We start from the raw sequence: 18,084 nt of genomic DNA, 5'->3' as shown, positions 1-18,084 counted from the left end.
CTCCGGCATCGCGCCAGCGATGCCGGAGGGAGTAAATGAAAACCGGCTCAGGAACCGGATCTTTCGATGTAGACGCTGGTGGAGGGGAAGGCAAAATCGACCTTATCCTTCTGCATGATGTCCATGATGTTCAGGTTCAGGTCGTTCTGCTCCTCCAGAAAAACGGCATAGGCGTTGGTCTTGAGGTAGGCGGAAACGAGGATGTTGATGCTGGAATCGCCGAAGCTGGTCAGCCGGACGATGTTCGCACCCTTTTCGGTGTAGGGGCTTTCGTCCAGCATCTTCTTCAGATCGGCCATCAGCTGCTCCAGCTGGGGGCGGGTGGTGTTGTAGGTGACGCCCAGCGTGAACTTGTAGGGCCGCATGGTGCGCAGAGCCGCGTTCTGGACCGTGGACGAACAAATCTTGCTGTTCGTCACGATGCTGACCGTCTTATCCTGCGAGCGGATGCGGGTGGAGCGGAAGTTGATGTCGATGACTTCGCCCTCTACATCGCCGACGGTGATCCAGTCGCCCACCGCGAAGGGTTTGTCCAGCAGGATGACGATGCCGCTGAACAGATTGCTGGCGCTTTCCTGCGCAGCCAGCGAAATGGTCAGGCCGACCAGTCCGGCACCGGCGACGATGCTGCCGATGGGGAAACCGGCGATCTGGGCCGCCGTGGCCACACCGAGGACGACGACCAGCACCTTGTAGGTCGTGTTCAGCAGGGAGAGCAGGGTCTTGTTGGAGCGGATCTCCGGGCTGCAGGAGGCCAGCAGCAAATCGGCCACATCCGACGCCTGATACAGGCCCTTGCAGAACAGCAGGGTCATCAGGACCTTGTAGGCTATGAGCAGGAATTTCGGAAGGCTGGCGATGGCCCACGGCAGACTGGCCAGCGCAAGGTAGAAGCCGGTGAAGACAGCCATCCGTTCCAGAGGGCCTTCCAAGCTTCGCAGCAGGATGGGGGTGGCAGCAAAATGCCATGTGCGCCCCCGCAGGGCGGGGAAGATCTTTTTGCGCAGCAGCAGGGAGACCAAAGACCCGGCAAGGAAGATCGCCAGTGCGCAGACACAGCGTGCCGCCAGCGCCAGCCAGCCCTCCAGCAGGAAGGGCCCCAGCTCGAAACCGAGGTCACGGATGGAAAAAATCATGGCAAAACTCCTCGAAAAAAATATTTTACGCCCCAGTATACCATAAAACGCGCGGAAAGGGCAACCGAAACAGGGGCTTGACAAGGGCCCTCTGCCGCGCTATACTCTGGCTAGAAAGTTCGTTTCAGGGCGGGGTGCGATTCCCCACTGGCGGTACAGCCCGCGACCACTCCCAAAGAGTGCTGACCCGGTGAGACTCCGGGGCCAACGGTATAGTCCGGATGCAAGAAACGGCAGACAAATCCGAATTGTCTACGCGCCCTGTTGCAGTCTTTGGTTGCAGCAGGGCGCGTTTTTGGTTGTCTTCCCGGTTCCGATACAGCGCGAAAAGGGCTTTCCAATTCAATTTTGGGGCCGAAGCGCCCCGACGGGAGGATATTACCTATGAAAAAGAACACGACCCACAACCTGACCGTAGCCGCCATGCTCAGCGCGGTGGCCTTCATCCTGATGTTCATCGAGTTCCCCATCCCGATGCTCATCCCGTCCTTCGTCAAGATGGACTTCTCCGACCTGCCCGCCCTGCTGGGGGCATTTGCGCTGGGCCCGGTGTACGGCGCGGTCATCAGCTTCATGAAGAACCTGCTCCACATCGTCATCAAGGGCACCAGCACCGCGTGTGTCGGCGAGCTGTGCAACTTCATGCTGGGTGCGGTCTTCTCGGTCACGGCGGGCTGCATCTATAAGCACCGCAAGAGCCGCAAAACGGCTATCCTCGGTGCGCTGATCGGTGCAGCGGCTATGGCAGTGTTCAGTGTGCCGTCCAACTACTTCATCACCTATCCGGCCTATGTGCAGTTCTATCACATGCCGCTGGAAGCCATCCTCGGTATGTATCAGGCCATCCTGCCCTCGGCAGACAGCCTCATCAAGTGCCTCGTCATCTTCAACATGCCCTTCACGCTGGTCAAGGGCTTGTTGGATGCGGTGCTCTGCATGGTGATCTATAAGCCGCTGTCGCCCATCCTGCACGGCCGCAAGTAATCGAGAAATGAAAAATCTCCGGGAAGCGTTGCTTCCCGGAGATTTTTTCAGCTTAGAGCTCCTTTTTCCTGCCACTTTCCGCGGGCGAGGCGGACAAGGAAGAGCAGCCCGCGGATACACAGCTCACAGCACATGGCGCTCCACACGCCCACCAGCCCGAACCGGGGCGCGAGGAAGAAAGCCAGCGTCAGCCGGATGCCCCACATGCTGACGAGGTTCAGCACGAAACAGGCGGTGCTGTCGCCCGCGCCTTGCATCGCGCCGCTGGCCACGATGCTGGCCCCGAACATGGGCTCGGCAAAGGCTTCGATGCGCAGCACCCGCGCGCCCAGCGCGATGACAGCGGCGTCGGCGGTGAAGATGCCCATCAGCGCGGGGGCGAACAGCCACAGCCCCATGCCGGACAGCGCCATGATCCCCATGCCGATGGCGGTGCAGAGAAAGGCGAACCGTTTGGCCATGTCCTTCCGTCCGGCACCCACGGCCTGCCCCACCAGCGCGATGGACGCATCCTGAATGCCGTAGCCTGCCATGTAGCACAGACCCTCGGCGCTGACGCCAAGGCTGTTGGCCGCAATGGCCACCGTGCCGAGGCCGGAGACGATCCGCACCAGAAGCACCTGTGCGGAGGAGAGGGCCGCGCGCTCCGCTGCCAGCGGGGCACCCACCCGCCAGAGGTTCAGCAGACAGGAGCGGGTGATCTTCCACGAGCCGGGCTTCCGGATGCAGAGCGGGCCTTCCCGCAGCAATAAGATCGCCAGCGCCAGCAGCCCACCCACCACGGTGGAAAGGGCGGTGCCCAGCGCTGCGCCCGGCACTCCCAGCCCGGCACCCCAGACTGTGAAGCGGGAGCCGAAGAGGGAGAGGGTGCGGGTGGGGTTGATCAGGAAAAAGTTGAATAGGACGTCCAGCATGCAGACCAGCACGCTGATGAGGCCGGGGGTCAGCGCGTCGCCGGTGGCGCGGAGCATGGCCGTGTACATCCCCATGGCCATGGTGAAGGGGAGAGCCGCCGACCAGATGGCGAAATAGGCGGACGCATTGGCTTGAAGTGAGACATCCGCCCCCAGCCAGCCGGGCAGAAAGCGGCTGATGCCGATGCCGAAGGCCGCCGCCCCAAGGCCCAGCAGCAGGTTGAAGAGCATGGATTGGCGCAGCACGCCGCGGGCGTCCTGCTGGCGGTCCGCGCCGAGGTATTGGGCAATCTGGATGGAAAAGGCTGTGTACAGCCCCACAAGGATGCCGTGCAGCAGCCATGTGCTAGAGCTGACGATGCCGATGGCGGCGGTGGCCTCGGCCCCGATGTGGCCGACCATGGCCGCGTCGATGTATTCCATGGCCGTTACGACCATCTGCTGCAAGATCGAAGGGATGCTCAGCGTCAGTACCACCTGCGCCGTCTCGCGCAGAGGGATGTCCTCGCCCTGCCGCATCCGGGCGGAAAGCTGTTCGAGTGAAAGTGTCATGGTTTCTCCTGTTGCAATAAAAAATGCCCCGCAAAGGGGACAGCTTGCCTTCTTATTATAGAAGGGCGGGCGCAAAATGTCAAACCGGCGGCTTTTCGGCGGGAACGATTGATTTTTTCTGCCGGGCGTGATACACTTTCCTTGCGTATGAGTGAAACAACAGGGGCGGCGCTCTGCCGTTCCGGGAAAGAGGAAAATATGCTGCAACTGTTATCGGGCAGTCAGCGCACCGTGGATGCGCTGGGATTTCTATTGGCCTTTGCGCTGACGGCGCTGATGGACTCGGTCTTCCGGGAAAAGCTCCCCCAAGACCATGGCCGCGCCTTTGCGGTGAACGGCGAGCTCTCCAAGGGCAAGGCCCGCGGTTCCGGCCTCATCTTCGTGCTCTGCATCGCGCTGGTCACGCTGGCAGTGGTGCCGCTGCGCACCGAGTATATCATCTATACCGTGCTGCTCATCGCCTCCATGCTCTCTGGCTATTTTGACGATGCTTCGGAAGTGGCGTGGAACGAATACAAAAAGGGCCTCATCGACCTCGTCATCGCCATCGTGGCGGGTGTGACCTACCTGAACTTCAACAGCACGGCGGTCCACTTCCTGAACTGGAGCTTCGCCATCCCGTATCCGCTCTACCTCGTGCTCATCGTCGTCCTGATCTGGGCCAGCATCAATGTGGTCAACTGCACCGACGGCGTGGACGGCCTGTCCGCCAGCCTTGCGGTGGTCAGCATCGGCACCTTCCTGCTGGCCTACGGCAAGGAGCTGGGCGATTACGCAACGGCGGCCATCGTCTTCATCGGTGCTCTGCTGGCCTACCTGTGGATGAACGCCAAGCCCTCCACCCTGCTGATGGGCGACGCGGGCAGCCGCGCCATGGGCTTCTTCCTCGCAGTGCTGGCCCTCAAGAGCGGCCATCCCTTCTCCTTCCTGCTGGCTGCGCTGGTCTTTATCGTGGATGGCAGCTTGGGCATCCTGAAGATCAGCTTCAAGCGTTTCCTGCACATCAGCATCCTGAAAAACACCCTGACCCCGCTGCACGACCATGTGCGCAAGCGGATGGGCTGGAGCGATGAGCAGGTGGTGGCCCGCTGGCTGATCCTGCAGGCCGTTGCTTCGGCATGGCTGCTTCTGCTGACCCGCTGACGCGAAAAAGTGAATGAGCGGCGCTCGGTGAACGGTTTCACCGAGCGCCTTTTTTTGCATACGATCAAATTGTAAAAAATTCAAAAATCAGCCGAGGGCCTTTTCCGCCGCCTCGACCACATGGCCCACCAGCACCGAGGTGGTCACGGTGCCGACACCGCCGGGCACCGGGGTGACGGCCTCCACCAGCGGCTCCGCCTCGTCGAACCGGACGTCACCGCAGAGCTTGCCTTCCGCGTTGACATGAATGCCCACATCCACCACGACCTGCCCGGCCCGCAGGTGTTCGCCGCCGATGGCGCCCTGCTTGCCCATGGCGACTACCACAACGTCCGCCTCTTGGCAGAGGGCAGGGAGGTTCCGGGTGCGGGAGTTGCAGAGGGTGACGGTGGCGTTTTCGCGGTCCAGCATCATGGCGGCGGGCTTGCCCACCACAAGGCTGCGGCCCACCACCACGGCCCGCTTGCCGGAGAGGGGCACCTGATAATACTTCAAGATCTCAAGGCACGCCTGTGCCGTGCAGGGCGGGTAGCCGATGGCGCTGTTGGTGAAGACCCCGGCCAGCGAGCCGTCGGTGATGCCGTCGATGTCCTTTTCCGGGGCCAGTGCGGCGCGGATGGTGCGGTCATCAAACTGCTTGGGCAGCGGGCGGAAGAGCAGACAGCCGTGGATGGCCGGGTCTGCGTTGACCTGCGCGATCACGTCCAGCAGCTGCTCCTGCGCGGCATCTTCGGGCAGGAGGAACTGCTTCACCTCCACGCCGACCTTGCCGCAGCGGGTCAGGACGCCTTTCTCGTAGGAAAGATCGTCCGGGCGGGCACCCACCCGCACCACGGCCAGCGTGGGGGTGACGCCCCGCGCTTTCAGTGCCGCGCACCGGGCGGCGTTTGCTTCGTTCATGGCGGCCACCACAGGCGCGCCTTTCAAGATCGTTGCCATCACATTACCCCTCCTGTTGTGTGAGCTGTTCATAGACCCGGTCGGCCTTGGGGACAAAATCGGCCAGCAGCGCGGCGGCCTCGGCGTTCAGCGCGGCGGCGCGGGCTTTGTCGGCCATCAGGCGGGTGTTGACCATAACGTTCAGCCCCGCCGCTTGGAGCGCGGCTTTGCAGAACAGCGCGGCGCACCCGGCGTCGGAGAGGGCCAGCACGCTGCCCTTGGCCCCATATTCCTCTGCAAGGGTGATCCCCTCGCAGCATGCGGCCATGATCTCCAGCGGCACCGCACAGGCCCTGTTGAGGGCCTCTTCCAGCACCGCAGCCTTGTGGGCTTGCTGCTCCGGCGTCTCTTTGGGCAGCTTGTAGGCGGCAGCCAGCGGCAGGAACGCCTCGGCGTCGGCCTGTACCAGCCCCTCCAGCCGCTTGCGCAGGGCGGTGGAGCGCTCGTTCAGCGCAAGGATGTCGGCTTCTACGGCGGCATATTTCTTCTTGCCCACGGTCAGGCTGCCGACCATATTCCCCAGCGCCGCCCCCGCTGCGCCCACCAGTGCCGCCGCGCCGCCGCCGCCCGGTGCGGGGGCGTTCCCGGCAAGCTCAGCCAAAAAGGTTTTACAGCTCAAATTTGTCAGTTCCACGATAAATTTTCTCCTCTGTCGCATAGCTGTCCAATTGCCGGTCGTGGGGGTCTGCTGCCGCCCGCTCCACCCGCTGCACCTCAAAGGCAACGCCCAGCGTCACGGCATTTTGGCAGCGGGGCAGGTAGCGGTCATAGTAGCCTTTCCCCATCCCGACGCGGCGGCACGCGGCGTCGAATGCGGTGCAGGGCACGAGCACGAGGTCGAGTTCCTCCGGCGCCAGCAGCCGCGATTTTGTAAGGATGGGGGTGCGGATGCCGTAGGCCCCTGTCTCCCAGCCGCCCGGCTCCGGCACGGCGGCGGTCAGGGTGAAGCCCTCCCCGCAGACGGGGTAGGCCACCGTTTTGCCCAGCCGTTCGGCTTCGGCCAGCAGGGCCGAAAGGTCCGCTTCGCCCCCGAAGGCGGCGTAGGCGAGGAGGGTCTGTGCCTCGCGAAAACAGCGAAGCTGTGCGATGCGGCGGCAGAGCGCGGCATTGGCCGCCGCACGGTCGGCTTCGGAAAGTGCCCGCCGCGCGGCGATGCCCGCCTTGCGCTGCGCCGACTTTTCTGCGGCGGTGTCCATCGGCTTTTCCCTCCCCATGGCGGACGGCGAAAAGTTGTACAAAACCATCCGGCAAAAATATACAAATATAATAAACGCTGCGGTGGAAAAATGCAAGGGTTTCGGCGAAAATGCGGTTGCAGGTTTTGGGCCGATTTGGTATAGTAACAAGTAGGAGCCCGGCTCCCTGAGGAGCCGCCGCTGCCGCGATAGAATGTCAAGAGAGGGGTAGTAAACTATGTACGAAAACATGATGGACACCATCGGTCTGGTCAAGGAAGCGGACCCGGAGCTGGCCGCCGCCATGAACCGGGAGCTGACCCGCCAGCGGGAGAACATTGAGCTGATCGCCAGCGAGAACATTGTCTCGCCCGCCGTCATGGCCGCCATGGGCAGTGTGCTGACCAACAAGTACGCCGAGGGTCTGCCGGGCAAGCGCTATTACGGCGGCTGTGCCTATGTGGATGAGGTGGAAAATATTGCGATCCAGCGTGCATGCAAGCTGTTTGGCGCGAAGTACGCCAACGTTCAGCCGCACTCCGGCGCACAGGCAAACCTCGCCGTTTACTTCGCCCTGCTGGATCTGGGCGATACCGTTATGGGGATGGACCTGTCGCAGGGCGGCCACCTGACCCACGGCTCGCCGGTGAACATGTCCGGCAAAAACTACCACTTCGTTTCCTACGGCGTCAATGCAGACGGCGTCATCGACTATGCGGAGCTGGAAAAGCAGGTCAAGAAGGTGCGCCCCAAGCTCATCGTGGCCGGTGCATCGGCTTACCCCCGCGCCATCGACTTTGAGAAGATCGCTGAGATCGCCCACGGCTATGGAGCCTACCTGATGGTGGATATGGCCCACATCGCGGGCCTCGTGGCGGGCGGGTATCACCAGAGCCCGGTGCCCTACGCCGATGTGGTGACCACCACCACCCACAAGACCCTGCGCGGCCCCCGCGGCGGCCTGATCCTGACTAACAATGCCGTGCTGGCCAAGCGGATCAACTCCGCCGTCTTCCCCGGCACGCAGGGCGGCCCGCTGGAGCACGTCATCGCGGCAAAGGCCGTCTGCTTCGGCGAGGCACTGAAGCCGGAGTTCAAGGAATATGCACGCAAGATCGTCGAGAATGCACAGGCCATGGCCGCTGAGCTTCAGGCCCGCGGCGTCAAGCTGGTGTCCGGCGGCACGGACAACCACCTGATGCTCATCGACCTGCGGGACGAGGAGTGCACCGGCAAGGAACTGGAAGCCCGCCTCGACAGCGTGCACATCACCGCCAACAAGAACACCGTCCCCGGCGAGACCCGCAGCCCCTTCGTGACCTCCGGCGTCCGTCTGGGCACCCCGGCGGTGACCACCCGCGGCATGGGCCCCGCCGAGATGAAGATCATCGCGGACTGCATCGCCGACTGCATCTGGCACTACGACGAGAAGCGCGACGACATCGCCGCCCGCGTGCTGGCGCTGACCAAGGCTTTCCCGCTGTACGAGTAAGCATTTGATTTTTCGGAGCATCTGCCGTATCCTGCGGCGGGTGCTTTTTTGCGGAAAATCTTCATGCATGGCCGCATCGCCACTCTATGCAGCCTTGCGATTTTAGCGCAAATAGGCTATAATGGTGCGGAAAAACGCGAAAAAAGGAGAACGCACCATGCTGATCTATCTGCTGCGTCATGGCAGAACCGAATACAACGTCCAGAAACGCTATCAGGGCCAGCGGGACATCCCGCTTTCGGCGGAGAGCGCCGCGAAGCTGCGGCGGGCCGATTTTTCCCCGGAAATCGTCTATGTGACCCCGCTGCAGCGCACTTCCCAGACGGCGAAGATCCTCTTCCCGGAAGCGAAGCTCGTGCCGGTGGAGGGGCTGAAGGAGATGAACTTCGGCCGCTTCGAGGGGCAGAAATTCGTCCATGTGGAGCAGGACCCGGAGTATCTGGCGTGGGTGGCCGAAAACGAAACAAGCGCCCACCCGGACGGCGAGCGTAAGAGCGATTTTTGCCGCCGCGTCTGCACAACATTTGCGGAACTGGTCGATGAAGCGCTGGAAAACGGCGAGGAACAGCTTGTCATCGTGGCCCACGGCGGCACCCAGATGGCGGCCATGGAGCGCTTCGCCGTGCCGCACAAGACCTTCCATGAGTGGTGCGGCCCCAACGCGGGGGGCTATGTGCTGGATGCCTGTGACTGGAAGACGCAGCGGGTCCTGTACGTCGTGAAAACGGTCCAGTATGCGGAGGAAAATGCCTGATGGAACAAGGGCTGCTGCATCTTTATTGGGGCGACGGAAAAGGGAAGACCACCGCCGCCATGGGTCTTGCCCTGCGTGCGCTGGGCAGCGGGAAAACCGTCGTCATCGTGCAGTTTTTGAAGGGCGGCAAAAGCGGCGAGGTCCCGCTGCTGGAGCAGCTGGGCGCGAAAATTTACCGCGGCAAGGCCGGGCAGAAGTTCGTGTTCCAGATGAATGACGCCGAAAAGGCTGCCACCCGCCAATTGCAGAACGAGAACCTGCGCGCCGCCATGGCCCAGACCGCCGACCTGCTGATTCTGGACGAAGCGGGCTCCGCGTGGGAGTTGGACATGGTAGACAAAGATCTGCTGCAGGAGGCGGTGCTCCGCCGCCCGACCGCGCAGGAATGCGTCCTCACCGCCCACGCGGCACCGCAGTGGATGCTGGACGCCGCCGACTACAGCACCGAGATGAAGTGCCACCGCCACCCCTACCAGAAGGGGATCGCCGCGCGGCAGGGAATCGAATATTAAACAAAGAGGCTGTTGCAAAACTCCTTCCGGCATCGCTGACGCGGCGAAACCGTGAATAAGGGAGTAATGTGGCAGCCTCTTTTTTCATTCTGTTATACGGTCGCCAGCACAGCCAGAATGCTCTGCCAGTGCGGGTTTTGGGCGGAAGGAGCAGCACGGCGCGGGGCAGGGCGCGAAATGGGACGGGGAACAGCGTCCGCCGGGCGGGCAAAGGGGGAGCAGAGCTGCGCCTGCCACTGAGCGGCCAGCTCCATGGCCTGTGGGCAGCTCTGCAGGGTGCGGCGTTCCGCTCCGGCCAGAAAATCGCCCAGCCAGCAGAGGATGGCCGCAATGGGAAGGCAGTCCGCCGCTTGGGTGCTCCAATAGCACCAGTGGCCGCCCCGGCCCACGAAGCTGTCTACCGTGATCATGGCCCCCTCACGGGCCGACTGCGGCAGCGCCGGGCAGAAGGCGTCCGAAAGGCGGCGGAGCTGGGCCACGATGAAGTCAGTGCGGGCCGCGTCAAAAGCGTCGTCCCGGATACAGGCGGAAAAGTCTGCTGTGTCCAGCAGTGCCTCCGCCTTGGTGGGGAACCGGCCCGTCAATTCGCCGGAAGCGTTGTGGCAGAGCTGCCAGCCCTTGCGGAACAACTGAAAGTTGAAGTTCTGACGACCCATGGTAGAGTAGAAGACCCGCGCGTGGCCGGAGGCGCTGCGGCGCAGCTCCAGATAGGCGTCCGCCCCGCCAAGATCCTGCACTTTTACGCTCAAAATCAACGAGTAGTCGCTTTTTTGCGCAGACATGGCACGGTGCATTTCCTCAAAGTAACGATTGGCGTCCATAGCGGGTCTCCTTCCTTGTACAACCAATGATTCGTTGTTTTCTGAGGACATTATAGCATAAGTTGTCTCGAAATACAACTATAAGTTTGACGAAATCGAAAATATTTTTTCGGCATTCCCGACGATACAAGCGATATGGTTGTAAAAATAAAACCGGGGCTGCGTTTTTGCGCAGTCCCGGTTCAGGAAACGGTTCAATCGCCCAGCTCCCGGATCTCGTTCTGGATGAGCCGGCCGGCGGCGCGGGCCAGTTGGTCCATGCCGCGGATGCGGGCGAGGTTTTTGCCGTAGATGCGTTCGGCGTCGCGGCTGGAGCTGTCCTCCCCCATGAAGACGGCGGAGACCCGCAGCCCCTTGCGGCGCAGATCACGCACCTCGGCGGCGGCATCGTCCACGCCGAAAGCCCCGCCGTAATCGTGGCCCAGCGGGTTTTCGGAGGAGGGCGGCACCCGGCGGCTGTCGTTGGGGGAAGCATCCGTCAGCAAAATGAGCAGATGGCGCGGCGCAGGGCCGGGGGCAAAGTCCACAAGGTCGCCTGCCGCCCGCAGGGCCAGCCCGTCGCGGTTCCAGCCGGAAGCAAAATATTGATTGATGTTCTGCAAGTTTTTGTCTTGGAAGCCCTTCAGTACCCGCAGCACGGTGTACCCGCGCAGACTGGAAAAGCAGCTCACCCGCACCGGGATGCCGCAGGCGGCAAGGCTCTCGGCGAGGATGGAACCCTGCGCCGCGATGACCTCCTGACAGTGCAGCCGGGAAGCGGAAGCGTCCAGCAGCAGGTCCACCGTGAAGGAGGGCTGGTTCTCTTCCTCGGCACAGCGGAAGACGCGGGCATCGTCCAGCAGGGGCGCACGCCAGACCCGCTCCGGGTCCAGATTGCCGCTGCGGGCCACCCGCGCGTTGGGCTGCTGGTGGACGAGGATGCAGTTCCGGATCTGCTCGGTCAGCCGCAGCACGACGCTGCGGTGGAGCTCCCGGTTCTTGGCGTAGTAGGCGCGGTTCCGGTCGGCTTGAAGCTGGGCCTGTTCGGCGAGGTGCTTCGCCTCCGGGTTGGGGGCTTGTTCCGGGCTGGGCACACCCGCCGCAAACCAGAGGCGGCACCCCAGATGGTTCCCGGTGCAGAGCTCCTGCTCGGCCTTGCGCAGCCGCTCCGGCGGGTAGAGCGACCGCCCGAAGCAGCTTTCGATGTAAGCGCGGTCCTCGGCGGCGTTCTGCTTCAGGGTGATGTGGGCCAGCCGCTTGTCCACGGTCAGCCCGCCGGTGCTGGCCGCATCCACCGAGTTGGAGTGCTCCACCGTCACGCGGTCGGTCTTGATCATCTGGGTAGGCAGGGTCTTGGTGGCAAGGGAGGCCAGCAGCCCTTCCAGATGCAGGTGGAGTGCGGGTTTCTGCCGCACGGTGCCGTCAAAGAGGCTTGCTTTTGCAAAAACAGACAGCAGTGCATCCTTTAACGCGGCGGGTGCGGGCGGTGTGTCCGGCGCAAGGGCTTTGGCAAGGTCGGCTTCGTAGGGCGTCATCACCGGCGGACGGCGGCCCTGCACGGTGCGCCAGCGGTGGGCCTGCATGGTGTAGACGAGCTGGTTTTTCGCCATCCACTCCTGCCGGGAGAGCTTGTACTGGATGCCGAAAAAATAGTCGGCGTGGGCGCGGCGCAGCTCGGCCAGCACCGGGCGGCGGGGCAGCTCCAGCGCGTAGGCCGCGCTTTCGAGGTAGAGCCACGTCAGGTCGTCCAGCTGGCTTTGGCGGATGTCGCCGTCCCAGCAGTCGAACAGGCTGCGGACGAGGTCGTCGCCGTAATATTTGTGCACCAGCCCCACGATGCAGTTCATGTAAAAATCGATGGTGCCGTCGGTGTTGTGCGCGAGGAACAGCGGCTCAAATCCATAGGCTCCGGCTGCCGCCCAGACCTGATTGGCTGCGCGCCGCTGTTCGGCGGTATAGCTCTGGGCTTCCATCAGCCGAAGAGCTTTTCGGCAGTGAGCTGCGCCGGGATGCGGGCGGCGATGACGTCCCGGATGAGCCCCTGCTCGTAGGAATCAAAGGCTTTGTTGGTGATGCCCATATCCAGCGCAGCCCCGGCGGCTACGCCCCGGCGGATGAGCCGCAGGGCGTCCAGCATCCCGCGCAGGTCCAGCGCCTTGGTGGAGATCTCGGCGCTGTCGCACTTCTTCTGCAAGTCGAGGAAGAGGAGGGCGAACTGATGGACATATTTTGCCGCAAGGTCTGGGAACTGGGCCCGCAGCAGCTTTTCGAGGTTGTCCTGCGTGATGGTGGGCATCTGGATGACCACGAAGCGGGAGGTCAGCGCCTCGTTCAGCTCGCGGGTGCCCGCATAGCCGTAGTTCATCGTGGCGATGAAACGGGTCTCCTCGGCCAGCGGGATGCGCTCGTAGCCGGGCACATCAATGGCGCGGCGGAAGTCCAGCACGGCGTGGAGGACGGCCAGCGCCTCGTTTTTGGCCATGTTGATCTCGTCCAGCACGCCGAAACCGCCGCACTGGGCGCAGCGGTAGACCGGGCCGGGCCGGAACTTGACGGCTCCGCCCTCAAAGGTATCCATGCCGATGAGGGAGGCCGCATCCATGTTCACATGGAACGAGATATCCCACGCCGGGCGGCCGAAGGCGGCGGCGAGGTTCTCAGCCAGCACATTCTTGCCGGTGGCCTTGCCGCCCGCCAGCAGCAGGTTCTCGCCGCAGAGCAGGGCGGCCAGCGCCTGTTCCCAGACCTCTTTTCCGTAATAAGTAAAGGCGGACGCCGGGATGCGGGGGCGCAGCCCCTCAGCCAGCGGGTGCGTGGTACGGTATTCCTCCACGGCGGAAAGCAGCGCGGGATCGACGCCTTCCTGCCGCAGCGTTTCAAGCAAATCAGACATGAACGACACCTTCTTGTGGTTGGCAGTGCCAAACCGATTTTTCAGCCCTATCATAGCACAAACCGCAGCGGATGTGTAGATGCGGGCGGCAAGGATTCGGCAAAAATTTACTGGGAAGATTGTGGGGCGGAGAAAACCGTGCTAGAATGAAGAAAAACGGAAGGGGACAAGGGTCATGAAACACCAACACCGACGCTGGAAGGTCTGTTTTGGAAAAAATTACTGGGGGACGCAGAAGGGGACCGACCAAGGCGAGGAACTGCATCTGGACAGGGAATTTGAATGGAATGGCCACCGGTGGCTGATCCCGGCCCTCTACCGGTGCCGGCAGGGATTGGTCGTGGACTTTGCGATAGAGGTGCCGCAGGGAGAACTGCGGGCCTATATGGAAAAATGGGGCCTGACCGAAAACGGCGAATGCACCCGCACGTTGACCAAAGCGGAAGAACGCCAGATGGAGCAGGAGAATCCGCTGGATATTGGATTTTGTGCCTCTCTGAGGCTGAACGGGGTGCGTCTGCACCCCAGCGATGGCTGCGGAATGGGGTATCTTCCGGGAACTGACGCTGGAAGCGATGAGGCAGCGGCGCTGGTGCACTATTATGGGCTGGACGAAACGAAGGTCTGGCGTTTCTGGCGGAACAGCTACCCATGGGCAACAAAGAGCCGGAAGAGCCGTCCCAAACGATTCCGAACGCTGGAACTGGAATTGGAAGCGGAACGGGAGCAGCATCTGGCCGAACAGTTCCCGACACCGGCTGCGGGGGAGTCGGTGACAATCCACGAACCGGGAAACGAGAATGCCGCCTATCAATTGACGGTGCTGGATGTCCGGTCGGAAACGCTGGAGCTCCCGGATTGCGACGGCTGGGAACGTCCAAACTGTTTTTGCATGATGACGTACCGTCTGACGCCGAAAGCGGAACACTTCTACCTGACCGACTGCGCCGAGGGAGACCATCCGCGCCGCAAACCACGGAAGCTGCCGCCGGAACAGGCGGCACTTGCCCGGAAATACAGGCTGGAACCGCAGATGGAAGGGGATGCGGCCATTGCGGTCATCGGCGGGGCCGATGGGCCGACTGCCGTGTTCTGCACGGTGCGCGGAAGTGCCGAAAAAACGGAGGGAGCCGCTGCGGCAACCTCCGCCTGCTATTTTGCCCCAGTGCGGCCGGAAACGGTCACATGGCAGGCGGAATTTGACCGAAAACCCTGCGGGGATACCACAGTTTCACTGATTTGTGACGTTTGAATCGGAAAAGATGAAAAAATCTCTTCTGCGCCTTGAAAAATTGACAGAACTGCAAAGATGCGATAAAATAACAACTATGTTTGCCGGGAAACACCCGGCGGCGGAAGTTGATTTTTCAGAGGTGTGGAAAGAACCATGATCGAAACCATTACGGCCGTGAACGATGCGGTCAACCATTTTATCTGGGGCATCCCAGCCATGATCAGCATCATCGGCGTGGGGCTGCTGCTCAGTGTGCGGACCCGCTTTTTGCAGATCCGCAAGTTCCCCTATGCCATCAAAACAACGATCGGACGCATGTTTCGCAAGAAAGACGCCACGGACGGCGCCATGACGCCGTTTCAGGCGGTCTGCACGGCGCTGGCGGCGACGGTGGGCACCGGCAACATCGCGGGCGTGGCGGGTGCCATCGCCATCGGCGGGCCGGGTGCGGTGTTCTGGATGTGGTGCTCGGCGCTGCTGGGCATGTGCACCAAGTTTTCGGAAGTGACGCTGGCCGTCCGTTTCCGGGAGCGCAGCGCCACCGGCGAGTGGGTGGGCGGCCCGATGTACTACATTAAAAATGGCCTGAGCAAAAACTGGCATTGGCTGGCGGCGCTCTATTCGCTGTTCGGTGTGCTGACCGTCTTCGGCACCGGCAACGCCACGCAGGTGAACACCATCGTCACGGCCATCGACTCGGCCCTGACCGCCTACGGCGACTTCAGCAAGAGTATGCTCTCCACCGTCAACCTTGTGGCGGGCGTGCTGGTGGCCATGCTGGTAGCCATGGTGCTGCTGGGCGGCATCAAGCGGATCGGCAGTGTCACCGAAAAGCTGGTGCCCTTTATGGCACTGTTCTATGTGGTGCTGGCGCTGGGCGTTGTCATCCTGAACATCCGACGCTTCCCGGCGGTGCTGGCCTCCATCGTGGGCGGCGCGTTTGACCCACGGGCCTTCACGGGCGGTGCCATCGGCAGCGTTTTCCTCAGTATGCAGAAGGGCGTTTCCCGCGGCATCTTCTCCAATGAGGCCGGTCTGGGCACCGGCTCCATCGCCCACGCCTGTGCCGACACCCGCAAGCCGGTCAAGCAGGGGATGTTCGGTATCTTCGAAGTCTTTGCCGACACCATCGTCATCTGCACCCTGACCGCGCTGGTCATCCTGTGCAGCGGGGTGCCGGTGAACTACGGCTCTGCCGCCGGTGCCGAGCTGACCATCGCCGGATTCACCTCCACCTACGGCGGCTGGTCGTCCATCTTTACGGCGGTGGCGCTGTGCTGCTTCGCCTTCTCCACCATCATCGGCTGGGGCCTGTACGGCTCCCGCTGCATCGAGTTCCTCTGCAAGACGGATAAGGTCGTGCGGCCCTTCCTCGTGGTCTACTCTTTCGTGGCCATTCTGGGCGCGACGGTGGAACTCGACTTGCTGTGGAACATCGCCGATACCTTCAACGGCCTGATGAGCATCCCGAACCTCATCGCGCTGCTGCTGCTTTCCGGCACGGTGGTCAAACTGGTCAAGGAATTTTTCGAGACCGAATCCTGAAACCGGACCCTTTTTCCACAAACGACAAAACAATTGCGAAATTTCACAGGAAGCAATTGACAAAACAGGCCGTTTATCGTATAACCTATATAGAGACGTCATATCCGGGAAGGGTATGGCGTTCACGGAACGTTTGGAAAGTGAGGCCGCAACATGAAGAAATTTCTGAAGAGGCTGATGCTGGGGGTCGTAACGCTGGCAGTGTTCTGCTGCATGACCCCGCTGGCGTTTGCTGCAGAAAAATATCACACCATCTATCTGGAGCCGCAGGGCGGTATCGGTGTGCCGACGCAGGTGTACGTTTACAAGTACGGCGACGTTTACCGCGCGTCCAGTCTGCCGACGCCTACCATGGAAGGCTACACCTTTGATGGGTGGTATGAGGATATCGTGGGCGGCACCGCGATCAAGGCGAGCAAGTACAACTTCAAAGAGGAAGGTCAGACGCTCTACGCTCACTGGACGGTCGCGGACGGCAGTTCTTCTTCCGCCGCGGCTGCACAGCCAGAGGAGACGAAACCCACCAAGACCTTTAAGATCGAAGAACATATGGGAGAAGTCCTGATCGTTGGCACGACCATTCTTGTGTTCACGCTGGTAGCGCTGCACGGCTGAAACGGTCAGCTTTTGCCTGAAGTTATCTTAAAATTTTGAAAGCGAGGATTCCTTATTATGATGAACAATGAGATCAAACTGCCCGCCGCTTACGCTGCGATCGACGAGAACGAGATGGTCTACCTGAACGGCGGCTCCATCACCGACACGCAGGGCTGGCTGATCTTCATGAATGTCGGTGCCCTGTTCAACTACGTCGCCCGCGTCTTCTCCGCTGGCAGCTCCATCGTCAACAACGTCAGGGTCATCGTCACCACCATTGAGGCTCTGAACAACTTCAAGCTGACCGGCAAAAACTAAACGAAATTTCCTGAAATGGCTGAAAAGCGCATCCGCAAAAAAGCGGATGCGCTTTTTTGCGCCGAAAGCGGCGAAAATCGGGCTTTCAGACGCCGGAAATCAATGATATATTTCACGAAACCGGTTGCGAAAATAGAAGAGCGATGCTATAATCAAACGTAGTAATTGGGTAATTATGACAATCATCCGTTAGGGAGATAAACTACATGGCGGAACGTGAACTGCGGCGGATGAGCCGCACCGAATTGATCGAGATCATCTACGCGCTCAAGCAGCACGAAGAAGAGCTGGAACAGCAGAACGCGGCGCTCCAGAAGCAGCTGGACGACCGCACCCTGCGGCTGGAACATGCCGGTTCCATCGCGGAAGCGTCGCTGGCGCTGCATCAGGTGTTCGAAGCGGCTCAGGCCGCTGCCGATGCGTATCTGGAATCGGTGAAGGCAATGAATCCGCCCCTGCCCAGTGAACCACCGCAGTCTGCGGATAACGGAGGTGCGGACGCAGAATGAAGGGACGACACGTGAAACTGGCCACGATCCCCTCCATGGAGGAAGTGGACAAGGAACGGCAGCGTCTGGAATACCGGGACCGCTACGTGCGGGTGCTGAAAAGCACGGTCTACGCGCTGGTGGTGGTGGCTGCGGCGGCGGTGCTGCTGGCGACCATGCTCCTGCCGGTGCTGCAGGTGTCGGGCGACAGCATGAACCCGACCTTGCAGAGCGGGGATGTCCTGCTGCTGCTCAAGACCGATGATATGAAAACCGGCGATCTGTGCGGTTTTTATTGGCAGAATAAACTTCTGCTCAAGCGGATCATCGGCGGGCCGGGGGATGTGATTTCCATCGACCGGAGCGGCGTTGTTACGGTGAACGGGGAGGCTCTGGAGGAACCTTACGTCGATGAACTCGCGCTGGGCGAGTGCGACCTCAAGTTTCCGTATCAGGTGCCGGAAAATCGCTATTTCGTGATGGGCGACCATCGTTCAACTTCCATCGACAGCCGAAGCACCGTCATCGGCTGCGTGGACAAAAGCCAGATCGTCGGCAAGGTGTTCTTGAGGGTATGGCCCTTGTCACGTCTTTCATGGGTGCACTAA

The 18,084-nt window shown here is 61.5% G+C and carries 20 protein-coding genes and 1 riboswitch; of the genes, 12 read left to right on the top strand and 8 right to left on the bottom strand.

Annotated elements, in window-relative coordinates; all coding sequences use genetic code 11:
- Nucleotides 1-47: 47 nt before the first annotated feature.
- Nucleotides 48-1,136, bottom strand: coding sequence for a mechanosensitive ion channel family protein (locus C4N23_RS10175; RefSeq protein ID WP_112145828.1), 1,089 nt, complete (start codon nt 1,134-1,136; stop codon nt 48-50).
- 116 nt (nt 1,137-1,252) lie between these two features.
- A riboswitch (FMN riboswitch) is annotated at nt 1,253-1,373 on the top strand.
- A gap of 147 nt (nt 1,374-1,520) precedes the next feature.
- Here C4N23_RS10175 and C4N23_RS10170 point away from each other — a divergent pair.
- Complete coding sequence (locus C4N23_RS10170; RefSeq protein ID WP_112145826.1) at nt 1,521-2,120, top strand: ECF transporter S component; 600 nt, start codon at nt 1,521-1,523, stop codon at nt 2,118-2,120.
- A gap of 47 nt (nt 2,121-2,167) precedes the next feature.
- Here the strand turns inward: C4N23_RS10170 and C4N23_RS10165 are convergent, their stop codons facing one another.
- Complete coding sequence (locus C4N23_RS10165; protein ID WP_097838986.1) at nt 2,168-3,586, bottom strand: MATE family efflux transporter; 1,419 nt, start codon at nt 3,584-3,586, stop codon at nt 2,168-2,170.
- Nucleotides 3,587-3,784: 198 nt separating this feature from the next.
- On the opposite strand from C4N23_RS10165, the gene C4N23_RS10160 reads away from it, so the two are divergent.
- Nucleotides 3,785-4,729 carry an MraY family glycosyltransferase gene (locus C4N23_RS10160; RefSeq protein WP_055190333.1) on the top strand — a complete coding sequence of 315 codons (945 nt, stop codon included), beginning with the start codon at nt 3,785-3,787 and terminating at the stop codon, nt 4,727-4,729.
- A gap of 87 nt (nt 4,730-4,816) precedes the next feature.
- Here C4N23_RS10160 and C4N23_RS10155 read toward each other — a convergent pair whose 3' ends face one another.
- From C4N23_RS10155 to C4N23_RS10145, 3 genes are read right to left on the bottom strand one after another with little or no spacing between them, the layout of a single operon-like run.
- Complete coding sequence (locus C4N23_RS10155; RefSeq protein WP_055190335.1) at nt 4,817-5,668, bottom strand: bifunctional 5,10-methylenetetrahydrofolate dehydrogenase/5,10-methenyltetrahydrofolate cyclohydrolase; 852 nt, start codon at nt 5,666-5,668, stop codon at nt 4,817-4,819.
- A 4-nt stretch (nt 5,669-5,672) separates the two neighbouring features.
- On the bottom strand, nt 5,673-6,302 hold the full coding sequence (locus C4N23_RS10150; RefSeq protein ID WP_242983768.1) for a cyclodeaminase/cyclohydrolase family protein: 630 nt from the start codon (nt 6,300-6,302) through the stop codon (nt 5,673-5,675).
- The gene (locus C4N23_RS10145) at nt 6,277-6,864 is read right to left on the bottom strand and encodes a 5-formyltetrahydrofolate cyclo-ligase (RefSeq protein ID WP_112145822.1); all 588 of its coding nucleotides are present in this window, start codon (nt 6,862-6,864) and stop codon (nt 6,277-6,279) included. The genes C4N23_RS10150 and C4N23_RS10145 overlap by 26 nt, the downstream gene beginning before the upstream one ends.
- A gap of 217 nt (nt 6,865-7,081) precedes the next feature.
- On the opposite strand from C4N23_RS10145, the gene glyA reads away from it, so the two are divergent.
- The 3 genes from glyA (at nt 7,082) to C4N23_RS10130 (ending at nt 9,601) form a co-directional block, all read left to right on the top strand.
- The gene (glyA, locus tag C4N23_RS10140) at nt 7,082-8,335 is read left to right on the top strand and encodes a serine hydroxymethyltransferase (RefSeq protein ID WP_112145820.1); all 1,254 of its coding nucleotides are present in this window, start codon (nt 7,082-7,084) and stop codon (nt 8,333-8,335) included.
- A gap of 157 nt (nt 8,336-8,492) precedes the next feature.
- Nucleotides 8,493-9,089 carry a histidine phosphatase family protein gene (locus tag C4N23_RS10135; RefSeq protein WP_112145818.1) on the top strand — a complete coding sequence of 199 codons (597 nt, stop codon included), beginning with the start codon at nt 8,493-8,495 and terminating at the stop codon, nt 9,087-9,089.
- Nucleotides 9,089-9,601, top strand: coding sequence for a cob(I)yrinic acid a,c-diamide adenosyltransferase (locus C4N23_RS10130; protein ID WP_112145816.1), 513 nt, complete (start codon nt 9,089-9,091; stop codon nt 9,599-9,601). The genes C4N23_RS10135 and C4N23_RS10130 overlap by 1 nt, the downstream gene beginning before the upstream one ends.
- 92 nt (nt 9,602-9,693) lie before the next feature.
- Here C4N23_RS10130 and C4N23_RS10125 read toward each other — a convergent pair whose 3' ends face one another.
- The 3 genes from C4N23_RS10125 to C4N23_RS10115 form a co-directional block, all read right to left on the bottom strand.
- Nucleotides 9,694-10,422, bottom strand: coding sequence for a hypothetical protein (locus tag C4N23_RS10125; protein WP_112145814.1), 729 nt, complete (start codon nt 10,420-10,422; stop codon nt 9,694-9,696).
- 194 nt (nt 10,423-10,616) lie between these two features.
- Nucleotides 10,617-12,374, bottom strand: coding sequence for a vWA domain-containing protein (locus C4N23_RS10120; protein ID WP_112145812.1), 1,758 nt, complete (start codon nt 12,372-12,374; stop codon nt 10,617-10,619).
- A complete protein-coding gene (locus tag C4N23_RS10115; RefSeq protein WP_112145811.1) occupies nt 12,374-13,294 on the bottom strand; it encodes an AAA family ATPase in 921 nt (306 codons plus the stop codon). The genes C4N23_RS10120 and C4N23_RS10115 overlap by 1 nt, the downstream gene beginning before the upstream one ends.
- A 175-nt stretch (nt 13,295-13,469) precedes the next feature.
- On the opposite strand from C4N23_RS10115, the gene C4N23_RS10110 reads away from it, so the two are divergent.
- The 7 genes from C4N23_RS10110 (at nt 13,470) to lepB (ending at nt 18,084) form a co-directional block, all read left to right on the top strand.
- The gene (locus tag C4N23_RS10110) at nt 13,470-14,546 is read left to right on the top strand and encodes a hypothetical protein (protein ID WP_112145809.1); all 1,077 of its coding nucleotides are present in this window, start codon (nt 13,470-13,472) and stop codon (nt 14,544-14,546) included.
- Nucleotides 14,536-14,685, top strand: a complete 150-nt coding sequence (locus tag C4N23_RS14070) for a hypothetical protein (RefSeq protein ID WP_181567113.1) — start codon at nt 14,536-14,538, stop codon at nt 14,683-14,685. The genes C4N23_RS10110 and C4N23_RS14070 overlap by 11 nt, the downstream gene beginning before the upstream one ends.
- Nucleotides 14,682-16,073 carry an alanine/glycine:cation symporter family protein gene (locus tag C4N23_RS10105; protein WP_112145807.1) on the top strand — a complete coding sequence of 464 codons (1,392 nt, stop codon included), beginning with the start codon at nt 14,682-14,684 and terminating at the stop codon, nt 16,071-16,073. The genes C4N23_RS14070 and C4N23_RS10105 overlap by 4 nt, the downstream gene beginning before the upstream one ends.
- 153 nt (nt 16,074-16,226) lie before the next feature.
- Entirely contained in the window at nt 16,227-16,688 is a 462-nt protein-coding gene (locus C4N23_RS14325) for an InlB B-repeat-containing protein (RefSeq protein WP_112145805.1), read from the top strand.
- A gap of 57 nt (nt 16,689-16,745) precedes the next feature.
- Entirely contained in the window at nt 16,746-16,988 is a 243-nt protein-coding gene (locus tag C4N23_RS10095) for a hypothetical protein (protein ID WP_112145803.1), read from the top strand.
- A gap of 206 nt (nt 16,989-17,194) precedes the next feature.
- The gene (locus C4N23_RS10090) at nt 17,195-17,497 is read left to right on the top strand and encodes a hypothetical protein (RefSeq protein WP_070099989.1); all 303 of its coding nucleotides are present in this window, start codon (nt 17,195-17,197) and stop codon (nt 17,495-17,497) included.
- A complete protein-coding gene (lepB, locus tag C4N23_RS10085; RefSeq protein ID WP_112145801.1) occupies nt 17,494-18,084 on the top strand; it encodes a signal peptidase I in 591 nt (196 codons plus the stop codon). Before C4N23_RS10090 ends, lepB begins: the two co-directional genes overlap by 4 nt.

This window comes from Faecalibacterium hattorii, assembly GCF_003287455.1.
GTDB lineage: Bacteria > Bacillota > Clostridia > Oscillospirales > Ruminococcaceae > Faecalibacterium > Faecalibacterium hattorii.
The sequence above is the reverse complement of the archived record's forward strand: the minus strand, read 5'-3'. Positions and strand labels throughout refer to the sequence as shown.

Coding starts and splice junctions, on each gene's coding strand:
- C4N23_RS10175 (WP_112145828.1), bottom strand. CDS start 1,136: ATGATTTTTTCCATCCGTGACCTCGGTTTCGAGCTGGGGCCCTTCCTG.
- C4N23_RS10130 (WP_112145816.1), top strand. CDS start 9,089: ATGGAACAAGGGCTGCTGCATCTTTATTGGGGCGACGGAAAAGGGAAG.
- C4N23_RS10145 (WP_112145822.1), bottom strand. CDS start 6,864: ATGGACACCGCCGCAGAAAAGTCGGCGCAGCGCAAGGCGGGCATCGCC.
- C4N23_RS10165 (WP_097838986.1), bottom strand. CDS start 3,586: ATGACACTTTCACTCGAACAGCTTTCCGCCCGGATGCGGCAGGGCGAG.
- C4N23_RS10125 (WP_112145814.1), bottom strand. CDS start 10,422: ATGGACGCCAATCGTTACTTTGAGGAAATGCACCGTGCCATGTCTGCG.
- C4N23_RS10090 (WP_070099989.1), top strand. CDS start 17,195: ATGGCGGAACGTGAACTGCGGCGGATGAGCCGCACCGAATTGATCGAG.
- C4N23_RS10110 (WP_112145809.1), top strand. CDS start 13,470: ATGAAACACCAACACCGACGCTGGAAGGTCTGTTTTGGAAAAAATTAC.
- C4N23_RS10135 (WP_112145818.1), top strand. CDS start 8,493: ATGCTGATCTATCTGCTGCGTCATGGCAGAACCGAATACAACGTCCAG.
- glyA (WP_112145820.1), top strand. CDS start 7,082: ATGTACGAAAACATGATGGACACCATCGGTCTGGTCAAGGAAGCGGAC.
- C4N23_RS10095 (WP_112145803.1), top strand. CDS start 16,746: ATGATGAACAATGAGATCAAACTGCCCGCCGCTTACGCTGCGATCGAC.
- C4N23_RS14325 (WP_112145805.1), top strand. CDS start 16,227: ATGAAGAAATTTCTGAAGAGGCTGATGCTGGGGGTCGTAACGCTGGCA.
- C4N23_RS10160 (WP_055190333.1), top strand. CDS start 3,785: ATGCTGCAACTGTTATCGGGCAGTCAGCGCACCGTGGATGCGCTGGGA.
- C4N23_RS10155 (WP_055190335.1), bottom strand. CDS start 5,668: ATGGCAACGATCTTGAAAGGCGCGCCTGTGGTGGCCGCCATGAACGAA.
- C4N23_RS10170 (WP_112145826.1), top strand. CDS start 1,521: ATGAAAAAGAACACGACCCACAACCTGACCGTAGCCGCCATGCTCAGC.
- lepB (WP_112145801.1), top strand. CDS start 17,494: ATGAAGGGACGACACGTGAAACTGGCCACGATCCCCTCCATGGAGGAA.
- C4N23_RS10115 (WP_112145811.1), bottom strand. CDS start 13,294: ATGTCTGATTTGCTTGAAACGCTGCGGCAGGAAGGCGTCGATCCCGCG.
- C4N23_RS10120 (WP_112145812.1), bottom strand. CDS start 12,374: ATGGAAGCCCAGAGCTATACCGCCGAACAGCGGCGCGCAGCCAATCAG.
- C4N23_RS10105 (WP_112145807.1), top strand. CDS start 14,682: ATGATCGAAACCATTACGGCCGTGAACGATGCGGTCAACCATTTTATC.